We start from the raw sequence: 26,527 nt of genomic DNA, 5'->3' as shown, positions 1-26,527 counted from the left end.
GCTATGACCGGTCCCGTCAATCTTGCTAGCAAGCTCGCCTTGTTCTCCGAGCACTGGTCGCCGAAGATCGTGGCCGGCTTCAACGGCAACGACATCATGGTCGTCAAGGTGAAGGGCGAGTTCAACTGGCACTCGCATCCGGATACCGACGATTTCTTCCTTGTCCTAAAGGGGCGCCTGACCATCAAGCTCCGTGACGGGGACGTCGTGCTTGGACCCGGCGAGATGTATGTCGTGCCGAAAGGCGTCGAGCACTGTCCGGTCGCCGAGGAAGAGACGCATCTGCTGCTCATCGAGCCCGCCGGAACGCCGAACACCGGCGATCCAGCAACTGCCGCAACCAAGGTTCACGTCTGATGCTTCTGATCCATTGCCCCTACTGCGAGGAAGAGCGTCCCGAGATCGAGTTTCGCAATGCCGGCGAAGCGCATATCGCGCGCCCTTCGGACATCGCCTCGATCAGCGACGCGGATTTCGAAAAGTTCTTCTTCATTCGCGACAACACCAAGGGCCTCGTCTATGAGCGCTGGCGGCATGTGCATGGCTGCGCCCGCTTCTTCAACGCGGTGCGCGATTCCGTGTCCGACAAGTTTGTCATGACCTACAAGGCCGGCGAGCCGAAGCCTAAGAAACTGCCGGGAGCGGGCAAATGAGCGTATCCTACCGCGTCCCCGGCAAAGGCCGGCTGACCCAGGCCAAGACGGCCCGCTTTACCTTTGACGACCAGTCCTATTCCGGCGTTGCCGGCGATACGCTGGCTTCCGCGCTTCTGGCCAACGGCGTCCATCTCGTCGGCCGTTCGTTCAAGTACCATCGTCCCCGTGGCATCCTCTCGGCCGGTGCGGAGGAGCCCAATGCGCTGGTCGGCATCCATCGCGATGCGGCGCGCAAGACGCCGAACGTGCGCGCCACCGTGCAGGAACTTTATGACGGGCTGGCCGCAGTGTCGCAAAACCGCTGGCCATCGCTTTCTTTTGACGTCGGCGCGGTCAACGACCTCGCTTCGCCGTTTTTCTCGGCCGGCTTCTACTACAAGACCTTCATGTGGCCGAAGGCGGCGTGGAAGAGCTTGTACGAACCGAAAATTCGCGAAGCTGCCGGCCTTGGCGTTTCGCCGGAGCTGCCGGACCCCGACCACTACGCAGCGCGCTTTGCCCATTGCGAAGTGCTGGTGCTTGGCGGCGGTGCGGCTGGTATTGCGGCTGCGCTTGCCGCCGCAGAGACGGGCGTGCGCGTTATCCTTGCCGACGAACAGGCCGATTTTGGCGGGGCGCTTCGCTTTGAAAGCGGCTCCGTCATCGACGGCCAGAACGGCTGGGACTGGGCGCAGGCCTCGGTCGCCAAGTTGGCTGCCATGGAAAATGTGCGGGTGCTGTCCCGCACCACCGCATTCGGCTACTACGCGCAGAATTTCGTTGGGCTGGTCGAGCGCGTCAGCGACCATATGCAGGCCCCCCATCCCGATCTGCCGCGCGAGCGGTTGTGGCAGGTCAGGGCCAAGCGTGTGGTCATCGCCACCGGCGCCATCGAGCGCCACATGGTGTTCGCCGACAACGACCGTCCGGGCGTCATGCTCGCTTCGGCGGCGCGTGCCTATCTCAACCACTACGGTGTCGCGGTTGGCCGCAATGTCGGCGTCTACACCGCCAATGACAGCGCCTATGCTGCCGCAATCGACCTCAAGAAGGCAGGCGTCAACATCGCCGCCATCGTGGACCTGCGCGACAATCCGGCAGGTTCGATCATCGATGAAGCCCGCGCGATGGGCATCGAAATCCATGGCGGTCGCGCCGTGGTTCGCGTCGGCGGCAAGCTGCGCGTGACTTCCATGACCGTGCAGCCCAAGAACGGCGGTGGCGAGCGTACCATCCCGGTCGATGCAGTGCTGATGTCGGCTGGCTGGACGCCTTCCGTCCACCTTTTCTCGCAGTCGCGCGGCAAGGTCGCGTTCAACGACGAAGTCAAACGCTTCCTGCCCGGCACCTATGCGCAGGACTGTGTTTCGGCAGGTGCTTGCAACGGAACCGACGGCCTGTCCGCGTGCCTCGACGAAGCCTATGCGGCTGGCGTCAAGGCAGCAAAGGATGCCGGCGGCAAAGCCGCCAAGTCCACCAAGCCGAAGGTGGAAGCCAGTGAAAGCTGGTCGCGCGGCATGCTGGGCGCTGCACCCGGTGCCGGTCCCGGCACCACGGTCAAGGCCTTCGTGGACTTCCAGAACGACGTCACCGCCAAGGATATCCGCCAGGCTGTGCATGAAGGCATGCGCTCAATCGAGCACGTCAAGCGCTTCACCACCAACGGCATGGCGACCGATCAGGGCAAGACCTCGAACATGCACGGCCTTGCCATTGCAGCCGACGAGCTCGGCAAGCAGATACCCGAAGTCGGCCTGACCACTTTCCGTGCGCCCTATACGCCAGTCACCTTCGGTTCGATTGTCGGCCATGCCCGCGGCAAGCTTTTCGACCCAACGCGCCGCACCGCCACACATGGCTGGGCGGAGCGCAACGGTGCGGTATTCGAGGATGTCGGCCAGTGGAAGCGCGCGTGGTATTTCCCCAAGTCGGGCGAAGACATCCACGCCTCCGTCAACCGCGAATGCGTTACCGTCCGCAAGACCGCAGGCCTGTTCGATGCGTCGACGCTCGGCAAGATCGAGGTAGTCGGCCCGGATGCGGCGAAGTTCATGGAACTGCTCTACACCAATCCATGGGAGAAGCTGGAAGTCGGCCGCTGCCGCTATGGCGTCATGCTGCGCGAGGATGGCTTCATCTATGATGACGGTGTCGTCGGCCGTCTTGCCGCCGACCGCTTCCACGTCACCACCACAACCGGTGGTGCTGCCCGCGTCATGAACCACATGGAAGACTATCTGCAGACCGAATTCCCGCACCTCAACGTCTGGCTCACCTCCATCTCGGAACAGTGGGCCGTCATTGCCGTGCAGGGCCCGAAGTCCCGCGACATCATCGCGCCGCTGCTTGAAGGCATCGATATTTCGGATGCCGCCATGCCGCATATGTCAGTGCGCGAAGGCAAGATCTGCGGTGTGCCGACCCGTCTTTTCCGCATGTCGTTTTCGGGCGAGCGCGGCTTCGAGGTCAACGTACCGGCCGATTACGGCGAGGCCGTTTGGGAGGCGCTTTGGGCCGAAGGCCAGAAACATGGGGCCTGCGCCTACGGCACGGAAACCATGCATGTGCTGCGTGCCGAAAAGGGCTACATCATCGTCGGCCAGGACACGGACGGCACCGTCACCCCGGATGACGCCGCTCTCGGTTGGGCAGTCGGCAAGAAGAAGACCGACTTCGTCGGCATTCGCGGCCTGAAGCGCCCGGATCTCGTTGCCAAGGGTCGCAAGCAACTTGTCGGCCTGAAGACGAAGGACCCGAATGTCGTGCTGGAGGAGGGCGCTCAGATCGTCGCCGATCCGAAGCAGCCGATCCCGATGAAAATGCTCGGCCACGTTACCTCGAGCTATTGGTCGGAGAATTGCGGGCGCTCGATCGCTCTTGCTTTGGTCGCCGGCGGTCAGGATCGTATGGGTGAAACGCTTTATGTGCCGATGCCCGACAGCACCATCGAAGTCGAAGTGACCGGCTTGGTGTTCTTCGACGAAAAGGGAGAGCATCTCAATGGCTAAGGCTGCTGTAAAAAAACCGGCCTCCGCACCGGCCACGGCCTTGGTCGAGTGCCGCCCTGCACTGGCAGGCCGCGAGGCATCCGGTTCCAACGTCAAGGTCAGCGTGTTGCCGCCGGCCGAGCGCATTTCGTTGAGGGCACCGGAAGCATCCGTCGCTGCACTGTCTCGTGCGCTCGGCGTGACCTTGCCGCAAAAGCCCAAGACATCGGCCAGCAAGAACGGCCGCACCGTTTTGTGGCTTGGCCCGGACGAATGGTTCGTCATCGATGAAGCAGGCGGCAATCCGCTTGACGATTGCACCAACGCGAAGGCCTTGCATTCGGCCGTTGGCGTCTCGCATCGCAACGTCGCCTTCGCCGTTTCAGGCGCGGGTGCGCAAGCAACCGTCAGTGCCGGCTGTCCGCAGGATTTGTCGCTCGATGCGTTTCCGGTCGGCGCCTGTTCGCGCACCGTGCTCGGCAAGTCGGAAATCCTGCTCTATCGCCCGGCGGCAGACGCCTTCCGGGTCGAGTGCTGGCGTTCCTTCTCCGACTATGTCTTTACGTTCCTGACGGAAGCGGCGCGCGACGCGGCAGCCTGAGTATTCGCTGGATTTTGTTCACGGTCTGCCGCCCGCTTGTCTGGCAACTGGTTGCTACCGTCTTGCCGCCAGCCTTCTGGGGTCATAACCTCCTGCAAACTCTACGGAGATATGACGATGGCCGGTCACGCAAAACCAGATGCCGCTAAACGCGGCAAGACTTCTGCGGTGAAATCCTTCGAAAAGGAGCGGCGCGAGGACATCGACGAAGAAGAGCTGGAAGAAGGTCTCGAAGACACTTTCCCCGCCAGCGATCCGGTCTCCGTAACCTCCAGCGCCATTCCCGGCGGGCCGGCCAAGCCCGGCAAGGCCAAGACCGTGAAGGGTCGCAAGCCGGGGCGCTAGCCGTCTGCAGACGAGGCCGCGTGAACAAGCGACAACAGGGCGGCCATGCGGCGGTCCGCCCCGTTGTCCATCCTGCATGAAATGATTGCCGTCAGAACGTCGATGGCATGATCCAGGGGTTGACCCCGATGCCAAGCCTCGGCCCCTCGCTTGGAGCAGGGGCAGGCTTCGATTTTTCCAACGATCCGGTCGAGGAACAATCAAGCTTGGTAGCGCTTTGGGCGCAGGTCGTTGCCAGGTCGGCATTGGTCGCTGCGGGTTGCTTGGCTTGAGCAGCCATTGCTCCACTGGACAGGGCAAGCAAGGCCGCAAGGGCGAGAGCGGTTGTCTTCACCGTCATTCTCCGTTCGGGTGGTGGTAAATTTCGTACGTGTACGGATGAAAATCTAACCTTACGTAAGGTCGGATTCAAGGGAAATTGTACATGTACGACTTTTTCCTTACGCAACGGCAACGAGGCGTTGCGCAACGCATGTCCAAAGATGAAGGGTCAGGAGATCGGCCCCGCAGGCAGCTTGGGAACGCGGCCTGTCTTTACGTGCTCAGCAGCTTGCCGGCTCGTCGCTCAACGGGGGGATGTGCTGGGTGCTGAACCCTGCCAGCGCCAGGTCGTACATGCGCTCGGCAAATGCCTGCGGATCACCGAACTTGTAGTTCGGAAACGAGATCAGCAGCGATATCGTGCCGTGCCCGATCGCCCACATCATGGTTGCGATGGCGCGTGGGTCGCCGCTCAGCTTGCCCGCCTTCACGCAGGCTTCTATGCGTCCGATCAAAAGTTCCATTGCAGGGTTGCGCTCGTCCGGCTGTCCGGGTTCCAGCTTCTCGGGCGGCGTTACCTGTTCGGTGCATGCCACGATGCGGTATTCGTTCGGATTGCCGAGCCCGAATGCGGCGTATTCAACCATCACTGCGCGCAGCGCTTCCAGCGGGTCGTCAGGCTGGTTTCGCTCGATGCGTTGCGCCAGCGCGTAGAAGGCGTCTTCGGCCAGCGCGTAGAGAATTTCCTGCTTGTCGTTGAAATAGGAGTAGACCGACATCGGGGCCATGCCGGCGCGCTTCGCCAGCTTGCGGATGGTCAAGGCGTCGTAGCCTTCCTCCTGCACGAGTTTATGCGCAGCGGCGATCAGTTCGGAGCGTAGATTCACCTTGTGCAATTCGCGACGCTGCTTGGCGTTATGCAACACCCGGTCACCTTTCTCATTCCCGCCGCCGGATTCCTATATAAAGGCCGTGGGAGAGGGGGCAAGATGCCGTAGGGGAACATGGTTGATGCGCATCAACCTGTTTTCAAAAAGTGGCGTCAAGACTGCCGGGCTTCAGGTTCGGCAAAGGTCAGGGTCAGCCACCGGGCGTTGAGCGCCGGCTTCCTGGCGCCTTCGATTTCAATGGTCACGTCATGCGTCACCTGCACCCAGCCGGAGGGGCGGGCCTTTACGTCGGCAAGCAGGAAACGGGCGCGGATGCGCGAGCCGGTCTTGACCGGGGCGAGGAAGCGGATCTGATCAAAACCGTGGTTGACGCCCATCTTGCCCTTTTCCAGCGGCGGCAGCGTCTCGAACGTCATTGCGGACAGCAGCGACAAAAGCAGGAAGCCGTGGGCGATGGTGCCGCCGAACGGCGTCTCCAGCGCCGCGCGCTCGGGGTCGCAATGAATGAACTGATGGTCATCGGTCGCGTCGGCGAACTGGTCGATCATGGTCTGGGAAACCACGCGCCAGGGGGATACGCCGACTTCCTTGCCGACGCTGTCGAGAAGTTGCTCAAGTGTGATCGGGGTCATTCGGATCGCTTCTCTTCTTGGGCCCTGTCGCTTGCGCGGGCACCAATAGAGGGTTGCGCCGGGCTTGTCATCCGGCGCAACGGAAATCCGGGTATGCCGACCCTACTCCGCCGGCTCCATGTTGGTGTAGGCCGCTTCCTCGAGTTCGCGCTTCAGGCGCGCTTCCTCATGCGACTTCGGCTGCACGAACCGGCCGAGCAGCAGGTAGGCGACAGGCGTCAGGAACAGCGTCGAGACCGCCGCAAGGCCGAGGCCGCCGACGATCACCCAGCCAAGGGCAATGCGCGCCTCCGCGCCCGCGCCGCTCGCCAGCACCAGCGGCAAGCCGCCAAGCACGGTGCAGATCATCGTCATCATCACTGGCCGCAGCCGGATGTTGGACGCTTCCTCGATCGCCTCGCGCACGCCAAGCCCGCGATCGCGCAACTGGTTGGCGAACTCCACGATCAGGATGCCGTTCTTCGCCATCACGCCCACCAGCAGCACCAGGCCGATCTGGCTGTAGGCGTTGAGGCTGGTGCCGGTCATGATCATCGCGATGATGGCGCAGGCCAGGCCCAGCGGCACCGTCGCCATGATGATGACGGCTGAAACGAAGCTTTCGAACTGCGCCGCCAGCACCAGCAGGATGATGACGAGCGCGAAGCCGAAAATGGTGATCATGCCGCTGTTGGTTTCGCCGAGCGTTGCCGCTTCGGCAAGCGGCAGCAGCCGCGCGCCGGCCGGCAGCAGCGGGTTGGCGATGTCCTCAACCGTGTTCAGCGCGTCGCCCAGTGCGAAATCCTGGGCAAGGTTGGTGGTGACGGCGACCGAAGGCTGCTTCTGTTCGCGCTCCAGCGTCGGCGGAACCGCCTTTTCCGTCAGCGTCGCGATGGTCGACATCGGCACGTAGCGGCCGTCGCCGGTCTTGAGGAATACGTTTTCGAGATCGGTCGGGTCGTTGATCGGATTGGTCGTGGATACCAGCTTCACGCCAAAGGAACGGTCGCCGATATAGACGTCGCCGATGTCGTTGCCGTCCAGCATGGCCTGCATGGTGTTGGCAAGGCCGGTGATGTCGATGCCGAGGTCCGAGGCGCGCTGCCGGTCGATGGCGACCGCCAGTTGCGGCTGGGTCGGGTCGACAGACAGCCGGGGCTGCTCGAAGCGTGGATCGTCATGCAAGGCATCGATGATCTTGTTCGCCGCCTGGCTGAGCGCCGCGCGGTCGTTGCCTACCAGCGCAAACTGCAAGCCGTTGCCGGCGCCGCGTATGCCAAGGCTGTTCGGCTGGACCGGGAACACCTGCAGGCTGGGAACCTGTTCCGCAAGCTTGCGTATCTCGGCCATGATCTGCTGCTGGCTGCGCGTGCGCTCGTTCCACGGCGCCAGCGTCACCACCATGAAGCCGCTGTTGTAGGCACCGTTGTTGCCGGCGAACTGGAAGGTGCTCTGGATCTCGCCCGACTGGCGCATCGGCTGCATCAGCGCTTCGATCTCGCGCATCTGCGAGGCGGTGTAGTCGAGGCTCACGCCCTGCGGCGCATTGATGCGCAAGAGCACGACCGAGCGGTCTTCCGTGGGGGTCAATTCCTGCCGTATGGTGCCGAAAAGCGCAAAGGCGGTGCCGGCAAACAGCAGCGCCACCAGCACGACCAGCCACGGTGCGTTGAGGCACATGCGCAAGCTGCGGCGGTAGAGATCGCCAAGTTTCTTGCCGATCCTGCCGCCAATGCCGCGGTTGCCTTCTTGGTGTAGCGAAGCGCCGCTCAGCATGCGCGACGCCAGCATCGGGCAAAGCGTCAGCGCCACGACGCAGGACAGCAGCACCGACATGGCGAGCACGAAACCGAACTCGCGAAACAGGCCGCCCGTCTGGCCGGGCAGGAACGAAATCGGCACGAACACGGCGACCAGCGTGGCCGTGGTGGCGATGACGGCGAAGAACACCTCCTTCGCGCCCAGCACGGCGGCAGCGCGGGGTCCCAGCCCTTCGTTGCGGCGGCGCACGATGTTTTCCAGCACCACGATGGCGTCGTCCACGACCAGACCTGTCGCCAGCACCAGCGCCAGCAACGTCAGGATGTTGATCGAGAAGCCGGCAAGGTAGATCGCCGCGATGGTTCCGATCATCGCCACCGGCATCGACAGGGCTGGGATCAGCGTTGCGCGCCAGTCGAGCAGGAACACGTAGATGACGATCAGCACGATCGAAACAGCCAGCATCAGCGCGATCTCGACTTCGTGCACGGCGCCGTTGACGAACACCGCGTCGTCGCTGGTGACCTTGATGTTCATGCCCTGCGGAAGGCTTTGCTGAAGCTTGGCGACCACTGCCTTCACGCCGTTGGAGATGTCGAGCGTGTTGGATTCCGCCGCGCGCACGATGCCGATGCCGATGCCGGCCTTGCCGTCCGAGCGCAATGTGCTCTGGCCGATGTCGGGGCCGAGCGTGACGGTCGCGACATCGCCGATACGGGTCGTGCCGTCGATGACGATCTGCTCGAAAGCTTCGGGCGTGGTCACGTCGGCGGTGGTGCGCACGATCAGGTTCTGATCGCTGGTGGTGATCGAGCCGGATGGGGAATCGAAGGCCACCGAGGCCAGCACGCGGCGCAGGTCGGCAACGGTGTAGCCGAGGCTCGCAAGTTTGGCCTGGTTGACGTCGATGCGGAAAATCTTCTCGCGGTCGCCATAGACCTGCACGTCGGCAACGCCCGGCACCGCTGCCAGCGTGTCCTCGATCTGGTCTTCGACGATCGCCGTCATATCCTCGACAGACATGGTGTCGGAGGTTACCGCCAGCCGCATCACGGCATCGGAGTTGGCGTCCGCCTTGACGATGCGCGGCGGGTCGGCTTCCTCCGGAATCTGGTTGGCGACGCGCCCGACGGCATCGCGCACATCCGAGGCCGCTACGTTGAGATCGACACCGTCGTTAAACTCGATGGTCACGCGGCTGGAGCCGAAGGTCGAGCGGGACGAGATCGACTTGACGCCCGATACGCGGGCAACCGCGCCCTCGACGATGTCGGTCAGTTCGCGGTCCACGGTTTCGGCGGCTGCGCCGGTGAAGTTGGTGTTGACCGAAATCACAGCCCTGTCGACGTCGGGCAGTTCGCGCACCTCCACGCCGTAGAAGGCGGCAAGGCCGGCAACGGCAATCAGCGTGTTGAGAACGAAGGCCAGCACGGGGCGGCGGATAAAGAGCGCCGTCAGTCCCGTTTCGCCGTTTTTGGTTTCTTCCTTCATCGCGGCTTTCCGCTCACGAGCCGTCGGCTTCGGCGGCTGGCGATGCGCCGCCTGCCGCAACGCTCACGCCGCCGCCATCGCGAACGCTTTGCACGCCTTCCGTCACGACGATGGTGCCCGGCTTGATCGGGCCGTCGATGAGCACGCTTTCGGTGTTGCGCTGGACGATGCGCACCGGCACGCGCTTGGCCTTGCCGTCATCCACTGTCCAGATGAAGGCGCCATCGGTGCCCCACTGCACGGCCAGTGGGCTGACCGCCGGATAGGTGTCGCCGGCAAATTGCATGCCGATCTGGAAAGCCATGCCGGCGCGCAGCGAATCCGACGGATTGGCGATGGTGGCCTGCACCCACAAAGTGCGGCTTTTCTCGTCTATGCGGTTGTCGATGGCCGAAACCGAACCGTCATACTGCTTGTCCGGATTGGCCAGCGGCGTTGCGTTGATCGCAGCGCCGATCTTGATCGCGGCGGCAAAGCGCTCCGGCACGTAGAAATCGACAAGAATGCTCGACCGGTCGTCGATGGTGGCGATGGACGACTGGCTGGTGACGTAGTTGCCGGCTTCGATCGGCAAGATGCCGACGACACCCGAAATAGGCGAGGTGATCGAGCGCCGCTCCAGCGCCACTTGCGCGTCGTGCAGCGAAAGCTCGGTGTTGCGCAGTGCCAGTTCGGCGTCGGTCAACTGAACCTGCGTAGCCGCATTGGAGGCACGCAGCTGGCGCATGCGCTCGGCCTTGGCCACGGCGTCGTCGCGTTCGGCCTTGGCGCGCTCGACGGCGATCTCCTCGGTTGCCGAATCCAGTTCGGCGATAATCTCGCCCTTTTCGACATGTGCGCCGGACTGGACGAGGATTTCCGTCAGGCGCCCCGACCCATAGGGCGTGACGGCAACGGTTGCCTTGGCACGGCCAGTGCCGATGGCTTGCAGGCGGTCGTTGATGGTGGCGGCGGTTGCCGGCGCGGCGACGACCATGACCTGCTGGCGATCCGTATTTCCGCCTTGCGGATCACGCCGAATTGAACCGGTTTCGGTCCTCGGCGTCGAGGCATGCGCCCATTCTATGCCCCAGCGGGCCAGCACTTCGGGGGCGCCCGGAAAAAAGCTGACCCAGGCGGCGGCCGCCGCGGCAAGGATCACAAGGGCCAAAAATAGCTGCTTCCAGGCGGTCATCGGGGCTCCGGTATGCAATCTGATATTGCGTTCGCCGGTTCGTAACACCGAAATACAACGACGCATTATACCGGCAAATCGCGATTAATGCGCGGCACAGAGCCGTTATGACAATTGTCCCGTCTCAAAGCACATTAATTCTGCGTAAGGTTGGCGCGCGTGTCTCAGCGCAGTTCTTCCATCTCGCGGATGCGGCGCGTGCCTTCGGTGTCGAGTTGGCGCGTCGCCGCGTCGATCAGCGTTTCGGCGATGACGAACAGCGAGGCAGAGGAATCCCAGGCCGAGGGCATGGCGGTGCGTCCGGCGATCACATGCCTGGCGAAGCGTGCGATGGGCGACAGCCATTGATCAGTTATCAGCACGATCTGCACCCCGCGCTGGTGCGCCTTTTCGGCAAAGCGGACGAGGCTTTCCTGATAGCGGCGTATGTCGAAGATCAGGAGCACGTCGTGCTTGCCCATGTCGATCAGCCGGTCGCGCCAGATGCTCTCCTGTCCTGAAAGGTGGAACACGTTGGGGCGTATGATCGCCATATGCGCCGCCATGTAGCGGGCGAGCGGATCGGTGAAGCGCCCGCCGATCAGGAACATGTGGCCGCGCCGGTCGGAAAGTTTCGTGGCGATATCGGTCAGCTGGCGGTCTGAAACGTGCCGGAACGTCTCGCGCAGATTGTCCAGCGTGGCTTCCAGCATGGGCGATGCCTTTCCCCCGCCCGAGGCGGCAGGTGCCAGCGTCCGCGATGCCGGCGACTGCAATTGTGCGGCAAGTTCGTCCTGGAGGGCCGACTGGAACTCGGGATAGTTGTGGAAACCAAGCCGGGCGACGAAGCGCAGGATCGTCGGCGACGATACGCCCGCCTGCTGCGAGAAATCAGCCACGGTCTTGAGGCCGATCAGCGGGTAGTTGGCAATCAGCGTCTGCGCCGCCCGCCTTTCTCCGGCGGGCATCGCATCGAGGCGTTCGGCTATCAGTTCGGCGATACTGGAGGCCATGTTGTCCCGTTCCCGCTGCATAGGGCCCTGATCATGGCCCCATTCCCACAAAACACATTTGACAAACTCGAACAATGTGTATGAAATCATCCACAGTGGCGCAACCGAACAAAATACGTAACATATGATACGGCGCCTCGGGAGACTATTTGGCTATGGGGAGAGAGCCAGACAGCCTTGCAGCGGCCGCGACGGTCAAGGTGACGAATCCGGGCGGATCGAGCCCGTATCTGTTCACCTGCGACCACGCTTCCAATTTCATTCCGGCTGAATTCGGCACGCTTGGCCTCGACCCGAGCGAGCTCACGCGACACATCGCCTGGGACCCGGGCGCGCTGCCCGTTGCGCAGCTTCTGGCGCAGGCGCTCGACGCCACCTTGATCGAGACCTGCGTTTCCCGCCTCGTCATCGACTGCAACCGTCCGCTTGATGCGCCGAACCTGATTTCGGAGGTCAGCGAGACCACGAGTATTCCGGCAAACGCCAATCTCACGCAGGCCGAGCGGCAGGCCCGCATCGATCTGGCCTGGCGTCCGTTCCATGACACCATCGAGCGCACCATCGACGCGCGCATCGCCGCGGGCCGCGAAACGCGCCTGGTTTCGGTGCACTCCTACACGCCAGTCTACCTCTCAAAGGCGCGGCCCTGGCATATCGGCATCATCCATGACGAGGACGAGCGCGTCGCGGTGCCGCTGCTGCGGGCGCTCAATGCCGTCGCCGGCATCGTCGTCGGCGCCAACGAACCCTATTCGCCGGCCGATCTGGTCTACTATACGCTCGAGCGCCATGCGCGATCACGCGGGCTGGCCTGCGCCATGATAGAAATCCGCAACAACGAAATCGCCGCCGGGGCAGGACAGGCCAAATGGGCCGAGCTTCTGGCTGCGATCCTGCCGAAGATCAGCATTGCCGCGACCGACAAGGCTCCGCCCGTATCGGAACGGTCGCGACCGCCGCCGGCCGATGCGGCCGAGAAGCACAAACGCCCGTCAACCGTCTAGGCGACAAGAAAGACCAGGATGGCTCAGCTCTTCGTCAGATATGTCGATGCCCTCAACTACCGGGTGGGCCGGGTTGCGATGTACCTGTTCTACGTCATGGGTGCGATCCTGCTCGCTTCCACGATCTCGCGCCTTGCGATCGGCATACCCATCAACTGGGCGCTCGAGATGTCGCAGTTCCTGCTCTCGGCCTACTACCTTCTTGGTGGCGCCTACGCACTGCAACTCGACCAGCACGTGCGCATGGACCTGTTCTATGGCCGGCTTTCGGCACGCCGGCGCGCAGTCACCGATGCGATCACCATCCTTTTCGTGATCTTCTATCTGGTGGTGCTGGTCGGCGGCGGCCTGTCGAGCACGAACTACGCCATCGTCTATGGCCAGAAAAACTACACCGCCTGGGCCCCGCCTTTGTGGCCGATCAAGGTCGTGATGACGGGAGGCATCTTCCTGATGCTTCTGCAACTCATCTCCACCTTCATCAAGGATGTCGCCATCGCGCGCGGAAAGCCGATCGCATGAGTTCCGAATTCATCACACTCTTCATGTTCGGCACCATGATGGTGCTGTTGATGACTGGCCAGCGCGTGTTCGGCGTCATCGGCTTCGTCGGTTCCGCCGCAGCGCTCTGGCTATGGGGGCAGGGCTCTTTCGAGATGCCCTTCAACGCCTCGTTCCAGGTGATGAACTGGTATCCGCTGATCACCGTGCCCTTCTTCATCTTCATGGGCTACATGCTGTCGGAATCCGGCATCGCCAACGGGCTCTACCGCATGTTCCACGTCTGGTTCGGACCGGTGCGCGGCGGCCTTGCGCTTGGCACAATCGGCCTCATGGTCCTGATCGCGGCGCTGAACGGCCTGTCGGTCGCAGGCATGGCCATCGGCGCCACCATCGCGCTGCCGCAGCTGCTGCGCCACGGCTACGACAAGGTCATGGTCACCGGCGTCATCCAGGCCGGATCGTCGCTCGGCATCCTCATCCCGCCAAGCGTCGTGCTCGTGCTCTTCGCCATGATCGCGCGCCAGCCGGTGCTGGACCTGTGGCTCGCCGGCGTCGGCCCCGGCCTGTTGATGGCGCTTATTTTCGGCGCCTATGTCTATATCCGCTGCCTGTTGCAGCCCGACATCGGCCCGGCGTTGCCGGCAGAGGAGCGGGCGCAGATCACGCGCGCCGAGAAGTTCACCTTGCTGCGCCAGGGCATCCTGCCGCTTGCCATCTTCTTCGTCATGATGGGCCTGTTCATGTCCGGCACAACGAGCCTCGTCGAAAGCTCGGCCGTCGGCGCCGCGCTCTCGATGCTGGCCGCCTGGTGGGCGGGCAATCTCAATTGGAAGGTGTTCGAAGATTCCACGCGCAACACGCTGGGTATCTCGTGCATGTTCATGTGGATCATCCTCGGCGCGCTCTGCTTCAGCTCGGTCTATGACGGGCTGGGCGCGGTGAAGGCGGTCAAGACGCTGCTGCTCGACACCTGGGAGTTCTCGCCCTGGACCATCCTGATCCTGATGCTCCTTTCCTTCGTCGTCATGGGCATGTTCCTGGACGACACGGCGATGCTGGTCATCGTCGCGCCGCTCTACATCCCGCTGGTCATCAGCCTCGGATTCAACCCGATCTGGTTCGGCATCCTCTACACCATCACCTGCCAGATCGCGTACATCACGCCGCCCTTTGGCTATAACCTGTTCCTCATGCGAGCGATGGCGCCTCCCGAGGTCACGCTGATCGACATCTATCGCTCGATCATTCCATTCTTCTTCCTCATGGTGCTGTCGCTGGTGATTATCATGATCTTTCCGGAGATCGCGCTGTGGCTGCCCCAGGTCTACAAGGGTCAGTAGCGACGGACGCCGACAACAAGACAAAAAGAAAAAAGGGGATCGATGCACGACACACAGAAGCGCCGGGAGGCGGGTATTCCGCCTCCTTTCGAAATCTAACCTGACTAACAACGGGAGACTTGTGAGATGACCGACAAAACCACTCTTAACAAACGCGATTTCCTGCGCAAATCGATCCTGACGGGTGCCGGCGCAGTCGGCGCCACCGCATTGGCCACGCCTTACGTGAAGGCGCAGAGCCCCATCAAGTGGCGCCTGCAGACCTATGCCGGCCCGGCCCTTGCCGAGCATGTCATCAAGAACTCGATCGACTGGTTCAACAAGGCCGCCAACGGCGAGATGGTGATCGAGCTCTACACCGCCGACCAGCTTGTGCCGCAGGGCGAACTGTTCCGCGCCGTCCAGTCGGGCACCATCGATGCCGCGCAGAGCGACGATGACTCCGCCGCCGCCCCGGTCGACGTCAAGGTTTTCGGCGCCTACTTCCCGCTTGCCTCGCGTTACTCGCTCGACGTTCCGGCGCTGTGGCACTGGCACGGCCTCAAGGAAATCTGGGAGGAGGCTTACGCCGAAATCCCCGGCGTCACCTGGCTGAGCTCCGGCGCATGGGATCCTTGCAACTTCGGCACCACCAAGCCGATCAAGTCGCTGGAAGACCTCAAGGGCCTGCGCGTCTACACCTTCCCGACCGGCGGCCAGTTCCTGTCGAAGTTCGGCGTCGTGCCGGTCTCGCTGCCTTATGAAGACGTCGAGCCGGCAATGCAAACCGGCGAGCTCGACGGCGTGTGCTGGTGCGGCATCACCGAAATGCACACGGTGGGCTGGGCCAATGTGTTGAAGTACTACCTCACCAACCCTGTCTCCGGTGCCTGGGCCGGTTCCTACTTCGTCAACACCGACAAGTGGAATGCCGTTCCGGAACATCTGCAGCAGCTCTATCGCCTGGCGATCGACAGCTCGCATTACTATCGCCAGCATTGGTATTGGGCCGGTGAAGCCAGGTACCGCAACGAGGGCAAGCTGGAACTGACGACGATACCTGACGCCGAGTGGAAACAGGTGGAAGACGAAGCCGTGAAGTTCTGGGATGAGGTCGCCGGCCAGAGCCCGCGTTCGGCCAAGGTCGTCGACATCATCAAGAAGTACAACGAATCCATGGTCAAGGCTGGCGCTCCGTATCGCTACAGCTGATGCGATTCTGATTTGAAAGTGCAGGCCGGCCGCTCCAGCGGCCGGCTCTCGTGTTGAAACTCGATGCGCCAGGCTGGCGCCGGAGCAGGAAAAGAATGACCGGAAACGTCACTTTCGATCAGTTGAAGAAATCGGTTGCCGGCGGAGCCGTCGACACGGTTCTGGCCTGCGCCGCCGACATGCAGGGTCGCCTGATCGGCAAGCGGTTTCTGGCCTCGTTCTTCGTTGAGTCCGCGCATGATGAAACGCATGGCTGCAACTATCTGCTGGCCGACGACATCGATATGGAGCCGGTTCCGGGCTACAAGGCCGCAAGCTGGTCGAAGGGCTATGGCGACTTTGTCCTCAAGCCGGATCTTTCCACCATCCGCCTCGTGCCGTGGCTGGAAAAGACGGCGCTCGTGCTGTGCGACGTGCTCGACCACCACACCCACGACGACCTGCCCCACTCGCCGCGCGGCATCCTGAAGAAGCAGATCAAGCGGCTCGCCGAGCGCGGCTATATGGGCTTCTTCGCCTCGGAGCTGGAATTCTACCTGTTTTCCGAAACCTATGAATCCGCTCGGGCCAAGCACTGGCAGAACCTCAACACTGCCTCTCCCTATATCGGTGACTACCTCATCAGCATCACCACCAAGGAAGAAGGCTATATGCGCCGGCTGCGCAACGACATGAACGCTGCCGGCATTCCGATCGAGAATTCCAAGGGTGAGTGGGGGCCCGGTCAGGAGGAGATCAACGTCCGTTACGCCGAAGCTCTCGAGATGGCGGACCGGCATGTGTTCCTGAAGAACGGCGCCAAGGAAATCGCCGACATCGAGGGCAAGGCCGTATCGTTCATGGCCAAGTACAATTACGGGCTGGCCGGCAATTCCAGCCATATCCACAATTCGCTGTGGAGCGCCGACGGCAAGACGCCGCTGTTCTTCGACAAGAGCGCGCCCTGGACGCTGTCGGAACTCGGCCAGCAATGGTCGGCCGGGCAGCTTAGGTATGCCAGGGAGTTTACGCTGCTTCTGGCGCCCTACATCAATTCCTACAAGCGTTTCCAGTCCGGCACCTTTGCCCCGACCAAGATCATGTGGTCGGAAGACAACCGCACCGCGGGCTTCCGCCTGTGCGGGGAGGGCACCAAGGGCATCCGCATGGAATGCCGTATCGGTGGCGCGGACCTCAATCCGTATCTTGCATTTGCCGGACTTATCGCCGCCGGTCTTGCCGGCATCGACGAGAAGCTGGAATTGCAAAAGCCGTTCGTCGGCGATGCCTATCAGGCTGCTCGCCTGCCGGAAATCCCGAAGACTTTGCGCGACGCAACCGAAGCATTCTCCAGGTCGAAGATGCTGCGGCAGGCCCTGGGTGACGAAGTGGTCGAGCACTACGTTCATACCGCGCGCTGGGAACAGCTCGAATACGATCGCCGCATAACCGACTGGGAATTGCATCGCGGCTTCGAGCGCTATTGATTGATCAATGGAACTGGGCAGCCAACGCCTCCCCAACTGCCCCAAACACTGACTGAAGGACGAAAAACATGGCCGAAACGGTCAAGCTGAAATCCCCCATTGATGGCTCGATCTATGTCGAGCGCCCGGTTGCGACGGATCAGGCCGTGAATGCAGCGGTCGAACGCGCCCGCGCCGCGCAGTTTGCCTGGGCGCAGACCTCGATTGCCGAGCGCGGCAAGTACATGCTTGCCATGCTGGAAAACCTTGTCGCCATGACCGATGACATCGTTCCCGAGATCGCCTGGCAGATGGGGCGGCCGGTCCGCTATGGCGGCGAATTCGGCGGCGTCAAGGAACGCGTCAACTACATGGTCGAAATCGCCGAGCAGGCCTTGAAGCCGGTGCTGGCGTCGAACCCCAAGGACGGCTTCCGCCGGTATGTGCGGAAAGACCCGCTTGGCGTGGTCATGGTAATCGCGCCGTGGAACTATCCTTACCTTACCGCCGTCAACACCATCGTCCCGGCGTTGATGGCCGGTTCCACCGTCATCCTGAAACACGCTGCGCAAACGCTTCTGGTTGGCGAACGTTTCGCCCAGGCTTTCGAAAAGGCCGGGCTGCCGAAGCATGTTTTCCAGAACCTCGTCCTCAATCACGCCCAGACCGAAAAGCTGCTCGGCTCGGGCAAGATCGATCATGTCAATTTCACCGGTTCGGTTGCCGGCGGCCGCGCCATCGAAAAGGCTGCGGCAGGCACCTTCATGACGCTTGGCCTCGAACTCGGCGGCAAGGACCCGGCCTATGTCCTGCCGGACGCCAGGCTCGACCACGCCGTCGCCAATCTGGTCGATGGCGCCTTCTTCAACTCCGGCCAGTGCTGCTGCGGCATCGAGCGCGTCTACGTGCACGAGAAGGTCTATGACGAGTTCGTCGAAGGCTTCATCGCCGAGACCAGGAACTATGTCGTCGGCAATCCGCTGGAACAGGCCACCACGATGGGTCCGATGGCGCAGGCGCGCTTTGCCGACCTGATCCGCGAGCAAAAGGCCGAGGCGCTGCGCAAGGGTGCCAAGGCGCACATCAACATGAAGGTCGACAAGGACGTCGCCGGCTCGCCCTATCTCGCGCCCGAAGTGCTGACCAGCGTCGATCACCAGATGAGCGTCATGCGCGAGGAAAGTTTCGGCCCGATCGTCGGCATCATGAAGGTGCGCAACGATGAGGAAGCCATCGCCCTGATGAACGACAGTCCCTATGGGCTGACCGCCTCGATCTGGACGCGCGATACCGACCATGCGGTGGCTATCGGCGACCGCGTCGAGACCGGCACCGTATTCATGAACCGCTGCGACTATCTCGATCCGGCGCTCGTCTGGACCGGCGTCAAGGACACCGGCAAGGGCGCGGCGCTCTCGGCCATCGGCTACGACTACCTGACAAGGCCGAAATCCTATCACCTGCGCGAAACGATCTGATTGTCGAAAGAAAAAGACATGTCCAAATTTGTCTCCAAGTGGAACTACCCGACCACCGTCCGCATCGGCGCCGGCCGCATCAAGGAACTGCCCGATGCACTTGCCGCCACCGGCATCAAGCGGCCGCTGTTCGTCACCGATCCCGGCCTTGCCAAGCTTCCCGTCGTTGCCTCGACGCTGAAGATCCTCGAAGACGCCAAGGTGCCTTACGGCGTCTTCTCCGAGGTCAAGCCGAACCCGGTCGAATCCAACCTCACCGCCGGCATCGCCGCCTTCAAGAAAGGCAAGCATGACGGCGTCATCGCCTTCGGCGGCGGCTCCGCGCTCGACCTCGGCAAGCTCATCGCCTTCCAGGCCGGCCAGACCCGCCCGGTGTGGGACTTCGAGGACATCGGCGACTGGTGGACGCGCGCCAATTCCGACGCCATTGCCCCGATCGTCGCGGTACCGACCACTGCCGGCACCGGTTCGGAAGTCGGCCGCGCCGGCGTCATCACGCATGAGGAAAGCCACACCAAGAAGGTCATCTTCCATCCCAAGATGCTGCCCGGCATCGTGCTCGCCGATCCCGAACTGTCGTTCGGCATGCCGCCCTTCATCACCGCCGGCACCGGCATGGATGCGCTGGCCCACTGCCTCGAAGCCTATTGCGCGCCGGGCTTCCATCCGATGGCCGACGGCATCTCCGTCGAAGGCGTCAGGCTGGTGTTCGAGAACCTTCCCAAGGCCTTTGCCAACGGCAAGGATTTGACCGCGCGCGCCAACATGATGGCCGCCGCCGCCATGGGCGCAACCGCGTTCCAGAAGGGCCTTGGCGCGATCCACTCGCTGTCGCATCCCATCGGCGCGCTCTACGACACCCACCACGGCATGACCAATGCCGTGTTCATGCCTTACGTCATCGCCTTCAACCGCGACGCCATCGAGGACAAGATCGTGCGCCTTGCCGCCTATTGCGGCATCAAGGGCGGCTTCGACGGTTTTGCCAAGGCGATCATCAAGCTGAGGAAGGAACTCAAGGTGCCGCATGCCCTGCCGGGCCTCATCAAGGGTCTCGACATGGACAAGAAGCGCAAGAGCCTGATCGCCGACATGGCGGTGGTCGATCCGACCGCCGGCGGCAACCCGATCAAGCTCACCAAGAAGGCCGCGCTTACGCTGCTCGACAAGGCAATCGAGGGCACGGTCTGAGTGCCTGCCAGTCAAAACGAAAATCAACGAAAGGTGATAGGGGAGGATCATAAACAATTAGCCGGAAAAATAAGCCCGGGCTAATTGCTACAACCGCTTAAATAGAGTTAGATTTTCGTACTGCGGCGGGTTGGCTTCATTTAGGTTTCATCTAACCGTCACATGAACCCGATACCGCATCGCAGGCGTCTTACGGCGTCAGTTCAACGGAGAGAACACAATGTTCAAGTTTGCGGGGAAGGTGCTTTCCCTTTCGGCGGCCACCCTCATGGTGACCTCGGCCATTTCGTCCGCCCAGTCGATGGACGAACTGGTTGCCGCCGCTAAGGCGGAAGGTCAGCTCACGACCATCGCCCTGCCGCACGATTGGTGCGGGTACGGCGACGTGATCGCGGGCTTCAAAGCGAAGTATCCGGAAATCACGATCAACGAACTCAACCCGGACGCTGGTTCCAGCGACGAGGTTGAAGCCATCAAGGCCAACAAGGACAACAAGGGCCCGCAGGCGCCTGACGTCATCGACGTCGGCCTGTCCTATGGCCCGCAGGCCAAGGCCGACGGCCTGATCCAGCCCTTCAAGGTCTCGACCTGGGATTCGATCCCCGATTCGGCCAAGGACGCCGAAGGCTACTGGTACGGCGACTACTACGGCGTTCTCGCCTTCGAGGTGAACAAGGACCTCGTCAAGGAAGCGCCGAAGGACTGGGCCGACCTGCTCAAGCCGGAATATGCCAACTCGGTTGCACTCGCGGGCGATCCGCGCGCCTCCAACCAGGCCATCCAGGGCGTCTACGCCGCCGGCCTGTCGAAGGGTGCCGCAGCCGGCGAAGCCGCCGGTACCGCCGGCCTCGAGTTCTTCAAGGAGCTCAACGCCAAGGGCAACTTCGTGCCGGTCATCGGCAAGTCGGCAACGCTGGCCCAGGGCCAGACCCCGATCCTGATCACCTGGGACTACAACGCGCTGTCCGGTCGCGACACGCTGAACGGCAACCCGCCGGTCGACGTCATCGTTCCCGCCACGGGCGTTGTCGCGGGCGTCTACGTTCAGGCCATCAGCGCCTATGCGCCGCACCCGAACGCCGCCAAGCTGTGGATGGAGTATCTCTATTCCGACGAAGGCCAGCTCGGCTGGCTCAAGGGCTACTGCCACCCGATCCGCTTCAACGACATGGCCAAGCGCGGCGTGATCCCGCAGGACCTGCTCGACAAGCTGCCGCCGGCAGCAGCCTATGAAGCTGCCGTGTTCCCCACTCTCGATGAGCAGGGTGCCGCCAAGGAAGCCATCACCAAGAACTGGGATTCGGTGGTCGGCGCCAACGTGCAGTAATGCAACCGGAGACCGGGCGGCCAGCGCCGCCCGGTCTCTCCATTTCCCGGCGGGCCGGATACCAGGATGGCGAACATCAGCGCAACCGCGACCAGCGAAACCACCGGGGTCATGCCGCCCGCCAGGCGTTCGAGCCTGCGCATGGCGACGCAATGGATCGGCGTGGCGCCGTTCTTCATCTTCGCGCTGATGTTCCTGATCCTGCCTACGCTCTACCTCGTCATGGGCGCGTTCCAGAACGCGGCGGGCGAATACACGCTCGAAAACATCTGGCTCCTGTTCCAAGACCCAAGCATCCGCCTGTCCTACTGGGTGTCTATCAAGATCAGTTTCTGGTCGGCGACCATCGGCGCCTTCATCGGCCTTGCCATGTCGATCGCCATCGTGCGCGGGGGGCTGCCCAACTGGGTGCGCTCCACCACCATGACCTTTTCCGGCGTCGCCTCCAATTTCGCCGGCGTGCCGCTGGCCTTCGCGTTTCTTGCCACGCTCGGACGGCTCGGCCTCGTCACCGTCATCTTGCGCGACGTGTTCGGCCTCAACATCTACGGCATGGGTTTCAACCTTTTGACCTCGTGGGGCCTGATCGCCGTCTACCTCTATTTCCAGATACCGTTGATGATCGTCATCATCACGCCGGCGATCGACGGGCTGAAGAAGGAATGGGGCGAGGCCGCCGCCACCCTCGGCGCGACAACCTGGCAATACTGGCGCATGGTCGTCATCCCCGTGTTGTGGCCGAGCTTCCTCGGCACGGTCATCCTGCTGTTCGCCAACGCGTTCGGCGCCATCGCAACGGCCTATGCCTTCACCGGTTCCTCGCTCAGCATCGTCCCCATCAAGCTCTATGCCCAGATGCGCGGCGACGTGCTGCACAACCCGAACCTCGGCTACGCGCTTGCCTTCGGCATGATCGTCATCACCGGCATCGCCAACGTGTTCTACATCTGGTTCCGCGTGCGCAGCGAAAGGTGGCTCAAATGAAGACCGGCCGCTTCTGGGCCTGGGTGACCTTCATCCTCGGGGCCTGCTACTTCTTCATTCCGCTGATCGCGACGTTCGAGTTCTCGCTGCGCATGCGCCGCGGCGAATATTCGTTCGACGCCTATTCGGTGGTGCTGGGCGATGCGCGTTTCCAGCAGACTTTCAGCTACTCGGTCATCGTGGCCGTCTTCACCATCATCCTTGGCGTGCTGATCGTGGTGCCGACCGCGTACTGGATCAGGCTGCGCATGCCGCACCTGCGCCCCATCGTCGAGTTCATCACGCTTTTGCCGCTCATCATCCCGGCGATCGTCATCGTGTTCGGCTATATCCGCATGTATGGCTCCAACTCGCCCTTGCCGTTCCTCGCTTCGGCGCGCGGCACCGATGTCCTGCTCATCATCGGCTATGCGACGCTGGCGCTGCCCTATATGTACCGCGCCGTCGACACCGGCCTTCGAACCATCGACGTCAGGACGCTTACCGAAGCTGCGCAGATCCTTGGCGCCGGCTGGACCACGATCATCGGCCGCATCATCTTGCCAAATGTGCTGATCGCGGTTCTGTCGGGAGCGTTCCTCACCTTCGCCATCGTCATTGGCGAATTCACGCTTGCCAGCCTGCTCAACCGCCCGGCCTTCGGTCCCTACATGCAGCTCGTCGGCGCCAACCGGGCCTATGAACCTGCGGCGCTTGCCATCATCGCCTTTGCCATAACCTGGGGCTGCATGTCGGTCATCCAGGTTCTGTCGCGCTTTGCCCCCAAGTCGGCTAACCGTCCGAACTGATCCGGAGATATTGACCCATGGCCGATCCGTTTCTCAGCATCCAGGGCGTCAGCAAGGCGTTCGGTCAAACCACGGTGGTGGAAAACTTCAACCTCGACGTCGAGCGTGGCGAGTTCGTTTCTTTCCTCGGGCCGTCCGGCTGCGGCAAGACCACGGTGCTGCGCATGGTTGCCGGCTTTGAAGAGCCAACCGCCGGCAGCATCTATGTCGGCGGCAAGGACATCACCTATCTCAAGCCGAACCAGCGCAATGTCGGCATGGTCTTCCAGGCCTACGCGCTGTTCCCCAACCTCACGGTCGCGCAAAACATCGGCTTCGGGTTGAAGGTCGCAGGCGTGGCCAAGGCGGATGCGGACAAGCGCGTCGCCGAGATGCTCGAAATGATCAAGCTGCCGCAGTTCGGCGACCGCTATCCCTACCAGCTTTCCGGCGGCCAGCAGCAGCGCATCGCGCTTGCCCGTGCGCTCGCTCCCAAGCCGAAGCTGCTCTTGCTCGACGAGCCGCTTTCGGCGCTCGATGCGAAGGTGCGCGTGTCGCTGCGCGAGGAAATCCGCTCCATCCAGAAGCAGCTCGGCATCACCACCATCTTCGTCACGCATGACCAGGAAGAGGCGCTCTCCATCTCCGACCGCATCGCCGTCATGTACGGCGGCAAGGCAGAGCAGGTCGGCGCGCCGTTCGAGATCTACAACCGCCCGGCAACCAAGTTCGTCGCCAATTTCGTCGGCACCTTGAACGTGCTCGAAGGCACCGTCAGCGATGCGGCCAGCGGCAAGGTCAAGGTCAACACGGAGGAGATTTCGCTGAAGGGCAAGCTCAACGGCTCCAAGACCGGCGACATGCTCTCGCTGGCGCTTCGCCCCGAAGCGATTTCACTTGGACGCCGGCCCGGCAACGACGCCAGCCTGTCGGGTCAGATTTCCGACGTTCATTTCCTCGGCTCCGTCATCCGCGTGCGCGTCGGCATCGGGGAAAGCAGCGTCTCGCTGGACACCTTCAACAATTCGACCACGCCGCCTCCGGTGGTCGGCGAAAAGGCCGAGATCAGCTTCTCGTCCGGCGACGTGCTTGTTCTCCACTAGAGCGTTTCATGGTTAGATAGAACCATTCTGCCGGTGATGGTTTGGGGCAAGGTCGAGGACTTCGGCGAAGAGCGCACTGGTGGTGCGGTCGAGACGAAGGCCGAAGGACTTGGCCCAAACCTGCCGGGCCCTTCGGGTTTGCCTGCGGCGGGCGCTCACTTTGTCGGCCTGCTCGGCCGATGAACCACATCGACCTTCGCAACCCTTCGCGTGGATCACCTCGCCGCACGACAAACAGAATGATTCCATCTAGCCGTGAAACGCTCTAGGCTCCGCTGCGAGACGCTCTAGACGCGGCGCAATAGGCTGAACTGGAACGCCTGCGTCGAGCCCCATGGCGTTGTATGGACATGGCGGCGGGACCCGGCAAGTTCGAATCCCTTGCCAATGGTGTCGGCCAGCGTTTGCGGGGCGTAGCGCTGCACCGGCAGGCCGCTGCACCGCTCCGGCCCATCCGGCGCGAAGGTTGCAATGATGGCGTGGCCGCCCGGCGCCAGCGCCAGACGCAAGCGCTCGACATAGGCTTCCCGTTCCGCAGGCTGGGTGAGGAAGTGGAAGGCCGCCCTGTCGTGCCAGACCCGATAGCTGCGCTCCGGTGTCCAGCCTGTCACGTCGGCGACGACCCAGTCGACTTTCGCGGCGTCCCTGCCAAGGCGCGCCTGCGCCGTTTCGATCGCTGCGCGTGACACGTCGAGCACGGCAAGCGAACTCCAGCCTTTCCGCAGCAATGCATCGACAATGCGCGAGGCTCCGCCGCCGATATCGATCAGCGGAGATTCCGGCCCGGCTCCGGTTTCGAGTATCAATTGCAGCGACAAATCCGGCGTTTCCTCGAACCAGCTTACGCCGGTTTCGCCCTTGGTTCGGTAGGCGCTGTTCCAATGCTGTTCCCGCCCGACCTCCTGGGCGGCAGCTTTGTCTGGTACGGCAGTCATGGCGATGACAGTCCAGCCGGTCGTTTGCATCTCAGTTTAAGGCCGGTTGCGGTTTCTCCCAAGACAATTCCGACCTCTCTGTCTCAAAGCTTGCGGCAAGGGCGTCAGAAGAGGCCAATCAAATTGCCCAGCTTGTGAAAAAGCCCTGTTCATTTCTTCGTCGTATCGTTTCCCGGTCTGCTGGCTCCACAAACGGAAGCTCCCGATGCGCCGCTACGTCCTGCCTTTGCTCGCGCTTTATATCGATTTCATCATCGTCAATGCGGTCGTCGGGCTGGCAAGCTTCTTCCTTGGTCAGGCATGGAACTACATCTCCGGCGAAGGCACGCCCTGGTATGCCGAGCTGGGTGTCTCGTTTGCATTGGTGGGCCTTGGCCGCGCGCTGGGCCTTTCGGCTGGCGAGTGGCTGCTCGAGCCGGCGGCGGATCTGGCCGATGACGAGATGCACCCGCGCCTGTGGCCCAATCTCGTCCTCGGCACTTTCCTCATGCTGGACGGCTTCAAGCAGATGGTGCGCTGGACGGAACTTGAAGCCGTCATTCCGGTCTTCGGCATGGTCGGCACGACGCCGCTGAAGGCAGGCATCCTGATGGCAACGGGCGCGCTCTATGTCGCTGCCGGTGCGCTGGTCCTGCAATTTGTGCGTGGCGCCAAACTGGCGACATTTGCGGCACTGGCGACTACGGCAATCTCTCTGGCGTTCTCATGGCGCCTCCTTCCGGAAGCCATTGCGCAAGTCCAGATTGCCCGGCGCGCCGCCCAGGAAATTCCCGTCCGCAGCGGCGAAATCGAGTTCATGCAGCAGGTGCTGCCGTGGGTTGCGCTTGGCGGGCTGGTGCTGATCGCGGCACTCTTGTGGCTGAGCCGCGAGGTGGAAGAGTAACGGCACGTCCGGTTAGGATTTGAGGGCAGGGCGTGGACAATTTCATGCCCTTCACCGCAGCAATCCTTTGATTGTACTCGCCCTTGCAAGAAATTTCGCGCCGGTTCATCCACACCCTTCGCGACCCCACGCATAATCTGCCTCTGTCCCTTCCGCCGGGAACACCKGTCATGACGGTGATTGCGTGGGAAGGGGCCGGTGCCCCGGAGGCGAGGCTAACGTGGTCTTGTTCCGGGGAGGTTTGGCTGCTCCCCCACGAAGGGGCNCGATCCTGTCCACTTTGCTTTCCGTGCTGCCGGCTCTGTACCGGTCATGACGGTGATTGCGTGGGAAGGGGCCGGTGCCCCGGAGGCGAGGCTAACGTGGTCTTGTTCCGGGGAGGTTTGGCTGCTCCCCCACGAAGGGGCCGGTTGCGCCCTGTGCAGCGTTGAAAGGGGACGCGCTAGGCCTGCCGAGCGTCGCCCTCACCTTAGCAGCGGCATCTTTTCGGAGAGCCTGTGAGGGGACACGGCGGGTCGATGAAAGCGGAGCGGTTTGAAGCCTTAAGACACCGGACGGGCGGCCGCGAGGCCGCACTATCTATCTAAACGAGCGCCCTTGCGGCCGCCCGTCTTCCCGACCTGCGCT

The 26,527-nt window shown here is 62.5% G+C and carries 24 protein-coding genes; 17 read left to right on the top strand and 7 right to left on the bottom strand.

The annotated features are described in order from the left end of the window. The first annotated feature begins 3 nt into the window (after nt 1-3). The 5 genes from ASD50_RS00120 (at nt 4) to ASD50_RS00100 (ending at nt 4,568) form a co-directional block, all read left to right on the top strand. Complete coding sequence (locus tag ASD50_RS00120) at nt 4-357, top strand: cupin domain-containing protein (RefSeq protein ID WP_056233982.1); 354 nt, start codon at nt 4-6, stop codon at nt 355-357. Next, nucleotides 357-653 (top strand): sarcosine oxidase subunit delta, encoded by a 297-nt coding sequence (locus tag ASD50_RS00115; RefSeq protein WP_056233980.1) that lies wholly within the window; start codon nt 357-359, stop codon nt 651-653. Before ASD50_RS00120 ends, ASD50_RS00115 begins: the two co-directional genes overlap by 1 nt. Continuing rightward, nucleotides 650-3,643, top strand: a complete 2,994-nt coding sequence (locus tag ASD50_RS00110; protein WP_056233977.1) for a sarcosine oxidase subunit alpha — start codon at nt 650-652, stop codon at nt 3,641-3,643. The genes ASD50_RS00115 and ASD50_RS00110 overlap by 4 nt, the downstream gene beginning before the upstream one ends. Beyond that, nucleotides 3,636-4,223 (top strand): sarcosine oxidase subunit gamma, encoded by a 588-nt coding sequence (locus tag ASD50_RS00105; protein WP_056233973.1) that lies wholly within the window; start codon nt 3,636-3,638, stop codon nt 4,221-4,223. Before ASD50_RS00110 ends, ASD50_RS00105 begins: the two co-directional genes overlap by 8 nt. A gap of 117 nt (nt 4,224-4,340) precedes the next feature. Next, complete coding sequence (locus tag ASD50_RS00100) at nt 4,341-4,568, top strand: hypothetical protein (RefSeq protein WP_056234685.1); 228 nt, start codon at nt 4,341-4,343, stop codon at nt 4,566-4,568. A gap of 91 nt (nt 4,569-4,659) precedes the next feature. Here ASD50_RS00100 and ASD50_RS00095 read toward each other — a convergent pair whose 3' ends face one another. The 6 genes from ASD50_RS00095 to ASD50_RS00070 form a co-directional block, all read right to left on the bottom strand. Beyond that, nucleotides 4,660-4,908: a DUF680 domain-containing protein gene (locus tag ASD50_RS00095; protein WP_244484388.1), complete on the bottom strand. Its 249-nt coding sequence runs from the start codon at nt 4,906-4,908 to the stop codon at nt 4,660-4,662. 202 nt (nt 4,909-5,110) lie between these two features. Beyond that, on the bottom strand, nt 5,111-5,755 hold the full coding sequence (locus ASD50_RS00090) for a TetR/AcrR family transcriptional regulator (RefSeq protein WP_056233972.1): 645 nt from the start codon (nt 5,753-5,755) through the stop codon (nt 5,111-5,113). A 116-nt stretch (nt 5,756-5,871) separates the two neighbouring features. Continuing rightward, nucleotides 5,872-6,351 (bottom strand): MaoC family dehydratase, encoded by a 480-nt coding sequence (locus tag ASD50_RS00085; protein WP_056233970.1) that lies wholly within the window; start codon nt 6,349-6,351, stop codon nt 5,872-5,874. A 102-nt stretch (nt 6,352-6,453) separates the two neighbouring features. Next, nucleotides 6,454-9,582, bottom strand: coding sequence for an efflux RND transporter permease subunit (locus ASD50_RS00080; RefSeq protein WP_056234677.1), 3,129 nt, complete (start codon nt 9,580-9,582; stop codon nt 6,454-6,456). A gap of 13 nt (nt 9,583-9,595) precedes the next feature. Further along, nucleotides 9,596-10,756, bottom strand: coding sequence for an efflux RND transporter periplasmic adaptor subunit (locus ASD50_RS00075; protein WP_056233967.1), 1,161 nt, complete (start codon nt 10,754-10,756; stop codon nt 9,596-9,598). Between the two features lie 164 nt (nt 10,757-10,920). Then, complete coding sequence (locus tag ASD50_RS00070; protein ID WP_056234674.1) at nt 10,921-11,748, bottom strand: MurR/RpiR family transcriptional regulator; 828 nt, start codon at nt 11,746-11,748, stop codon at nt 10,921-10,923. A 155-nt stretch (nt 11,749-11,903) separates the two neighbouring features. Here ASD50_RS00070 and ASD50_RS00065 point away from each other — a divergent pair, with 155 nt between their 5' ends. The 11 genes from ASD50_RS00065 (at nt 11,904) to ASD50_RS00015 (ending at nt 24,082) form a co-directional block, all read left to right on the top strand. Then, nucleotides 11,904-12,752 (top strand): N-formylglutamate amidohydrolase, encoded by an 849-nt coding sequence (locus tag ASD50_RS00065; protein ID WP_056233964.1) that lies wholly within the window; start codon nt 11,904-11,906, stop codon nt 12,750-12,752. Between the two features lie 18 nt (nt 12,753-12,770). After that, nucleotides 12,771-13,274 (top strand): TRAP transporter small permease subunit, encoded by a 504-nt coding sequence (locus ASD50_RS00060; RefSeq protein WP_056233961.1) that lies wholly within the window; start codon nt 12,771-12,773, stop codon nt 13,272-13,274. Continuing rightward, nucleotides 13,271-14,596, top strand: a complete 1,326-nt coding sequence (locus tag ASD50_RS00055) for a TRAP transporter large permease (protein WP_056233958.1) — start codon at nt 13,271-13,273, stop codon at nt 14,594-14,596. Before ASD50_RS00060 ends, ASD50_RS00055 begins: the two co-directional genes overlap by 4 nt. A gap of 126 nt (nt 14,597-14,722) precedes the next feature. Beyond that, nucleotides 14,723-15,787: a TRAP transporter substrate-binding protein gene (locus tag ASD50_RS00050; RefSeq protein ID WP_056233955.1), complete on the top strand. Its 1,065-nt coding sequence runs from the start codon at nt 14,723-14,725 to the stop codon at nt 15,785-15,787. A gap of 95 nt (nt 15,788-15,882) precedes the next feature. Continuing rightward, nucleotides 15,883-17,253 carry a glutamine synthetase family protein gene (locus tag ASD50_RS00045; RefSeq protein WP_056233951.1) on the top strand — a complete coding sequence of 457 codons (1,371 nt, stop codon included), beginning with the start codon at nt 15,883-15,885 and terminating at the stop codon, nt 17,251-17,253. A gap of 68 nt (nt 17,254-17,321) precedes the next feature. After that, nucleotides 17,322-18,710, top strand: coding sequence for an aldehyde dehydrogenase family protein (locus ASD50_RS00040; protein WP_056233948.1), 1,389 nt, complete (start codon nt 17,322-17,324; stop codon nt 18,708-18,710). 18 nt (nt 18,711-18,728) lie between these two features. Beyond that, nucleotides 18,729-19,901 carry an iron-containing alcohol dehydrogenase gene (locus ASD50_RS00035; protein WP_056234672.1) on the top strand — a complete coding sequence of 391 codons (1,173 nt, stop codon included), beginning with the start codon at nt 18,729-18,731 and terminating at the stop codon, nt 19,899-19,901. Between the two features lie 220 nt (nt 19,902-20,121). After that, on the top strand, nt 20,122-21,228 hold the full coding sequence (locus ASD50_RS00030; protein WP_056233945.1) for an ABC transporter substrate-binding protein: 1,107 nt from the start codon (nt 20,122-20,124) through the stop codon (nt 21,226-21,228). A 111-nt stretch (nt 21,229-21,339) separates the two neighbouring features. Continuing rightward, nucleotides 21,340-22,212 (top strand): ABC transporter permease, encoded by an 873-nt coding sequence (locus ASD50_RS00025; protein ID WP_200952363.1) that lies wholly within the window; start codon nt 21,340-21,342, stop codon nt 22,210-22,212. Further along, entirely contained in the window at nt 22,209-23,000 is a 792-nt protein-coding gene (locus ASD50_RS00020) for an ABC transporter permease (RefSeq protein WP_056233935.1), read from the top strand. Before ASD50_RS00025 ends, ASD50_RS00020 begins: the two co-directional genes overlap by 4 nt. Nucleotides 23,001-23,017: 17 nt before the next feature. After that, nucleotides 23,018-24,082 (top strand): ABC transporter ATP-binding protein, encoded by a 1,065-nt coding sequence (locus ASD50_RS00015; protein WP_056233932.1) that lies wholly within the window; start codon nt 23,018-23,020, stop codon nt 24,080-24,082. Nucleotides 24,083-24,369: 287 nt separating this feature from the next. Here ASD50_RS00015 and ASD50_RS00010 read toward each other — a convergent pair whose 3' ends face one another. Continuing rightward, complete coding sequence (locus ASD50_RS00010) at nt 24,370-25,017, bottom strand: class I SAM-dependent methyltransferase (RefSeq protein ID WP_056234667.1); 648 nt, start codon at nt 25,015-25,017, stop codon at nt 24,370-24,372. Nucleotides 25,018-25,222: 205 nt separating this feature from the next. On the opposite strand from ASD50_RS00010, the gene ASD50_RS00005 reads away from it, so the two are divergent. Continuing rightward, nucleotides 25,223-25,900, top strand: coding sequence for a hypothetical protein (locus tag ASD50_RS00005; RefSeq protein WP_056233926.1), 678 nt, complete (start codon nt 25,223-25,225; stop codon nt 25,898-25,900). Nucleotides 25,901-26,527: the final 627 nt, after the last annotated feature.

The sequence above is a fragment of the Mesorhizobium sp. Root552 genome (genome assembly GCF_001427285.1).
GTDB lineage: Bacteria > Pseudomonadota > Alphaproteobacteria > Rhizobiales > Rhizobiaceae > Mesorhizobium.
This window is presented reverse-complemented; position numbering and strand designations above follow the sequence as displayed.

Excerpts from the sequence above, each read along its gene's own strand:
- ASD50_RS00105 (WP_056233973.1), top strand. The coding sequence starts at position 3,636 with ATGGCTAAGGCTGCTGTAAAAAAACCGGCCTCCGCACCGGCCACGGCC.
- ASD50_RS00040 (WP_056233948.1), top strand. The coding sequence starts at position 17,322 with ATGGCCGAAACGGTCAAGCTGAAATCCCCCATTGATGGCTCGATCTAT.
- ASD50_RS00070 (WP_056234674.1), bottom strand. The coding sequence starts at position 11,748 with ATGGCCTCCAGTATCGCCGAACTGATAGCCGAACGCCTCGATGCGATG.
- ASD50_RS00100 (WP_056234685.1), top strand. The coding sequence starts at position 4,341 with ATGGCCGGTCACGCAAAACCAGATGCCGCTAAACGCGGCAAGACTTCT.
- ASD50_RS00120 (WP_056233982.1), top strand. The coding sequence starts at position 4 with ATGACCGGTCCCGTCAATCTTGCTAGCAAGCTCGCCTTGTTCTCCGAG.
- ASD50_RS00005 (WP_056233926.1), top strand. The coding sequence starts at position 25,223 with ATGCGCCGCTACGTCCTGCCTTTGCTCGCGCTTTATATCGATTTCATC.
- ASD50_RS00030 (WP_056233945.1), top strand. The coding sequence starts at position 20,122 with ATGTTCAAGTTTGCGGGGAAGGTGCTTTCCCTTTCGGCGGCCACCCTC.
- ASD50_RS00020 (WP_056233935.1), top strand. The coding sequence starts at position 22,209 with ATGAAGACCGGCCGCTTCTGGGCCTGGGTGACCTTCATCCTCGGGGCC.
- ASD50_RS00110 (WP_056233977.1), top strand. The coding sequence starts at position 650 with ATGAGCGTATCCTACCGCGTCCCCGGCAAAGGCCGGCTGACCCAGGCC.
- ASD50_RS00075 (WP_056233967.1), bottom strand. The coding sequence starts at position 10,756 with ATGACCGCCTGGAAGCAGCTATTTTTGGCCCTTGTGATCCTTGCCGCG.
- ASD50_RS00080 (WP_056234677.1), bottom strand. The coding sequence starts at position 9,582 with ATGAAGGAAGAAACCAAAAACGGCGAAACGGGACTGACGGCGCTCTTT.
- ASD50_RS00115 (WP_056233980.1), top strand. The coding sequence starts at position 357 with ATGCTTCTGATCCATTGCCCCTACTGCGAGGAAGAGCGTCCCGAGATC.
- ASD50_RS00065 (WP_056233964.1), top strand. The coding sequence starts at position 11,904 with ATGGGGAGAGAGCCAGACAGCCTTGCAGCGGCCGCGACGGTCAAGGTG.
- ASD50_RS00045 (WP_056233951.1), top strand. The coding sequence starts at position 15,883 with ATGACCGGAAACGTCACTTTCGATCAGTTGAAGAAATCGGTTGCCGGC.
- ASD50_RS00025 (WP_200952363.1), top strand. The coding sequence starts at position 21,340 with ATGCCGCCCGCCAGGCGTTCGAGCCTGCGCATGGCGACGCAATGGATC.
- ASD50_RS00050 (WP_056233955.1), top strand. The coding sequence starts at position 14,723 with ATGACCGACAAAACCACTCTTAACAAACGCGATTTCCTGCGCAAATCG.
- ASD50_RS00095 (WP_244484388.1), bottom strand. The coding sequence starts at position 4,908 with ATGACGGTGAAGACAACCGCTCTCGCCCTTGCGGCCTTGCTTGCCCTG.
- ASD50_RS00010 (WP_056234667.1), bottom strand. The coding sequence starts at position 25,017 with ATGACTGCCGTACCAGACAAAGCTGCCGCCCAGGAGGTCGGGCGGGAA.
- ASD50_RS00015 (WP_056233932.1), top strand. The coding sequence starts at position 23,018 with ATGGCCGATCCGTTTCTCAGCATCCAGGGCGTCAGCAAGGCGTTCGGT.
- ASD50_RS00060 (WP_056233961.1), top strand. The coding sequence starts at position 12,771 with ATGGCTCAGCTCTTCGTCAGATATGTCGATGCCCTCAACTACCGGGTG.
- ASD50_RS00055 (WP_056233958.1), top strand. The coding sequence starts at position 13,271 with ATGAGTTCCGAATTCATCACACTCTTCATGTTCGGCACCATGATGGTG.
- ASD50_RS00035 (WP_056234672.1), top strand. The coding sequence starts at position 18,729 with ATGTCCAAATTTGTCTCCAAGTGGAACTACCCGACCACCGTCCGCATC.
- ASD50_RS00085 (WP_056233970.1), bottom strand. The coding sequence starts at position 6,351 with ATGACCCCGATCACACTTGAGCAACTTCTCGACAGCGTCGGCAAGGAA.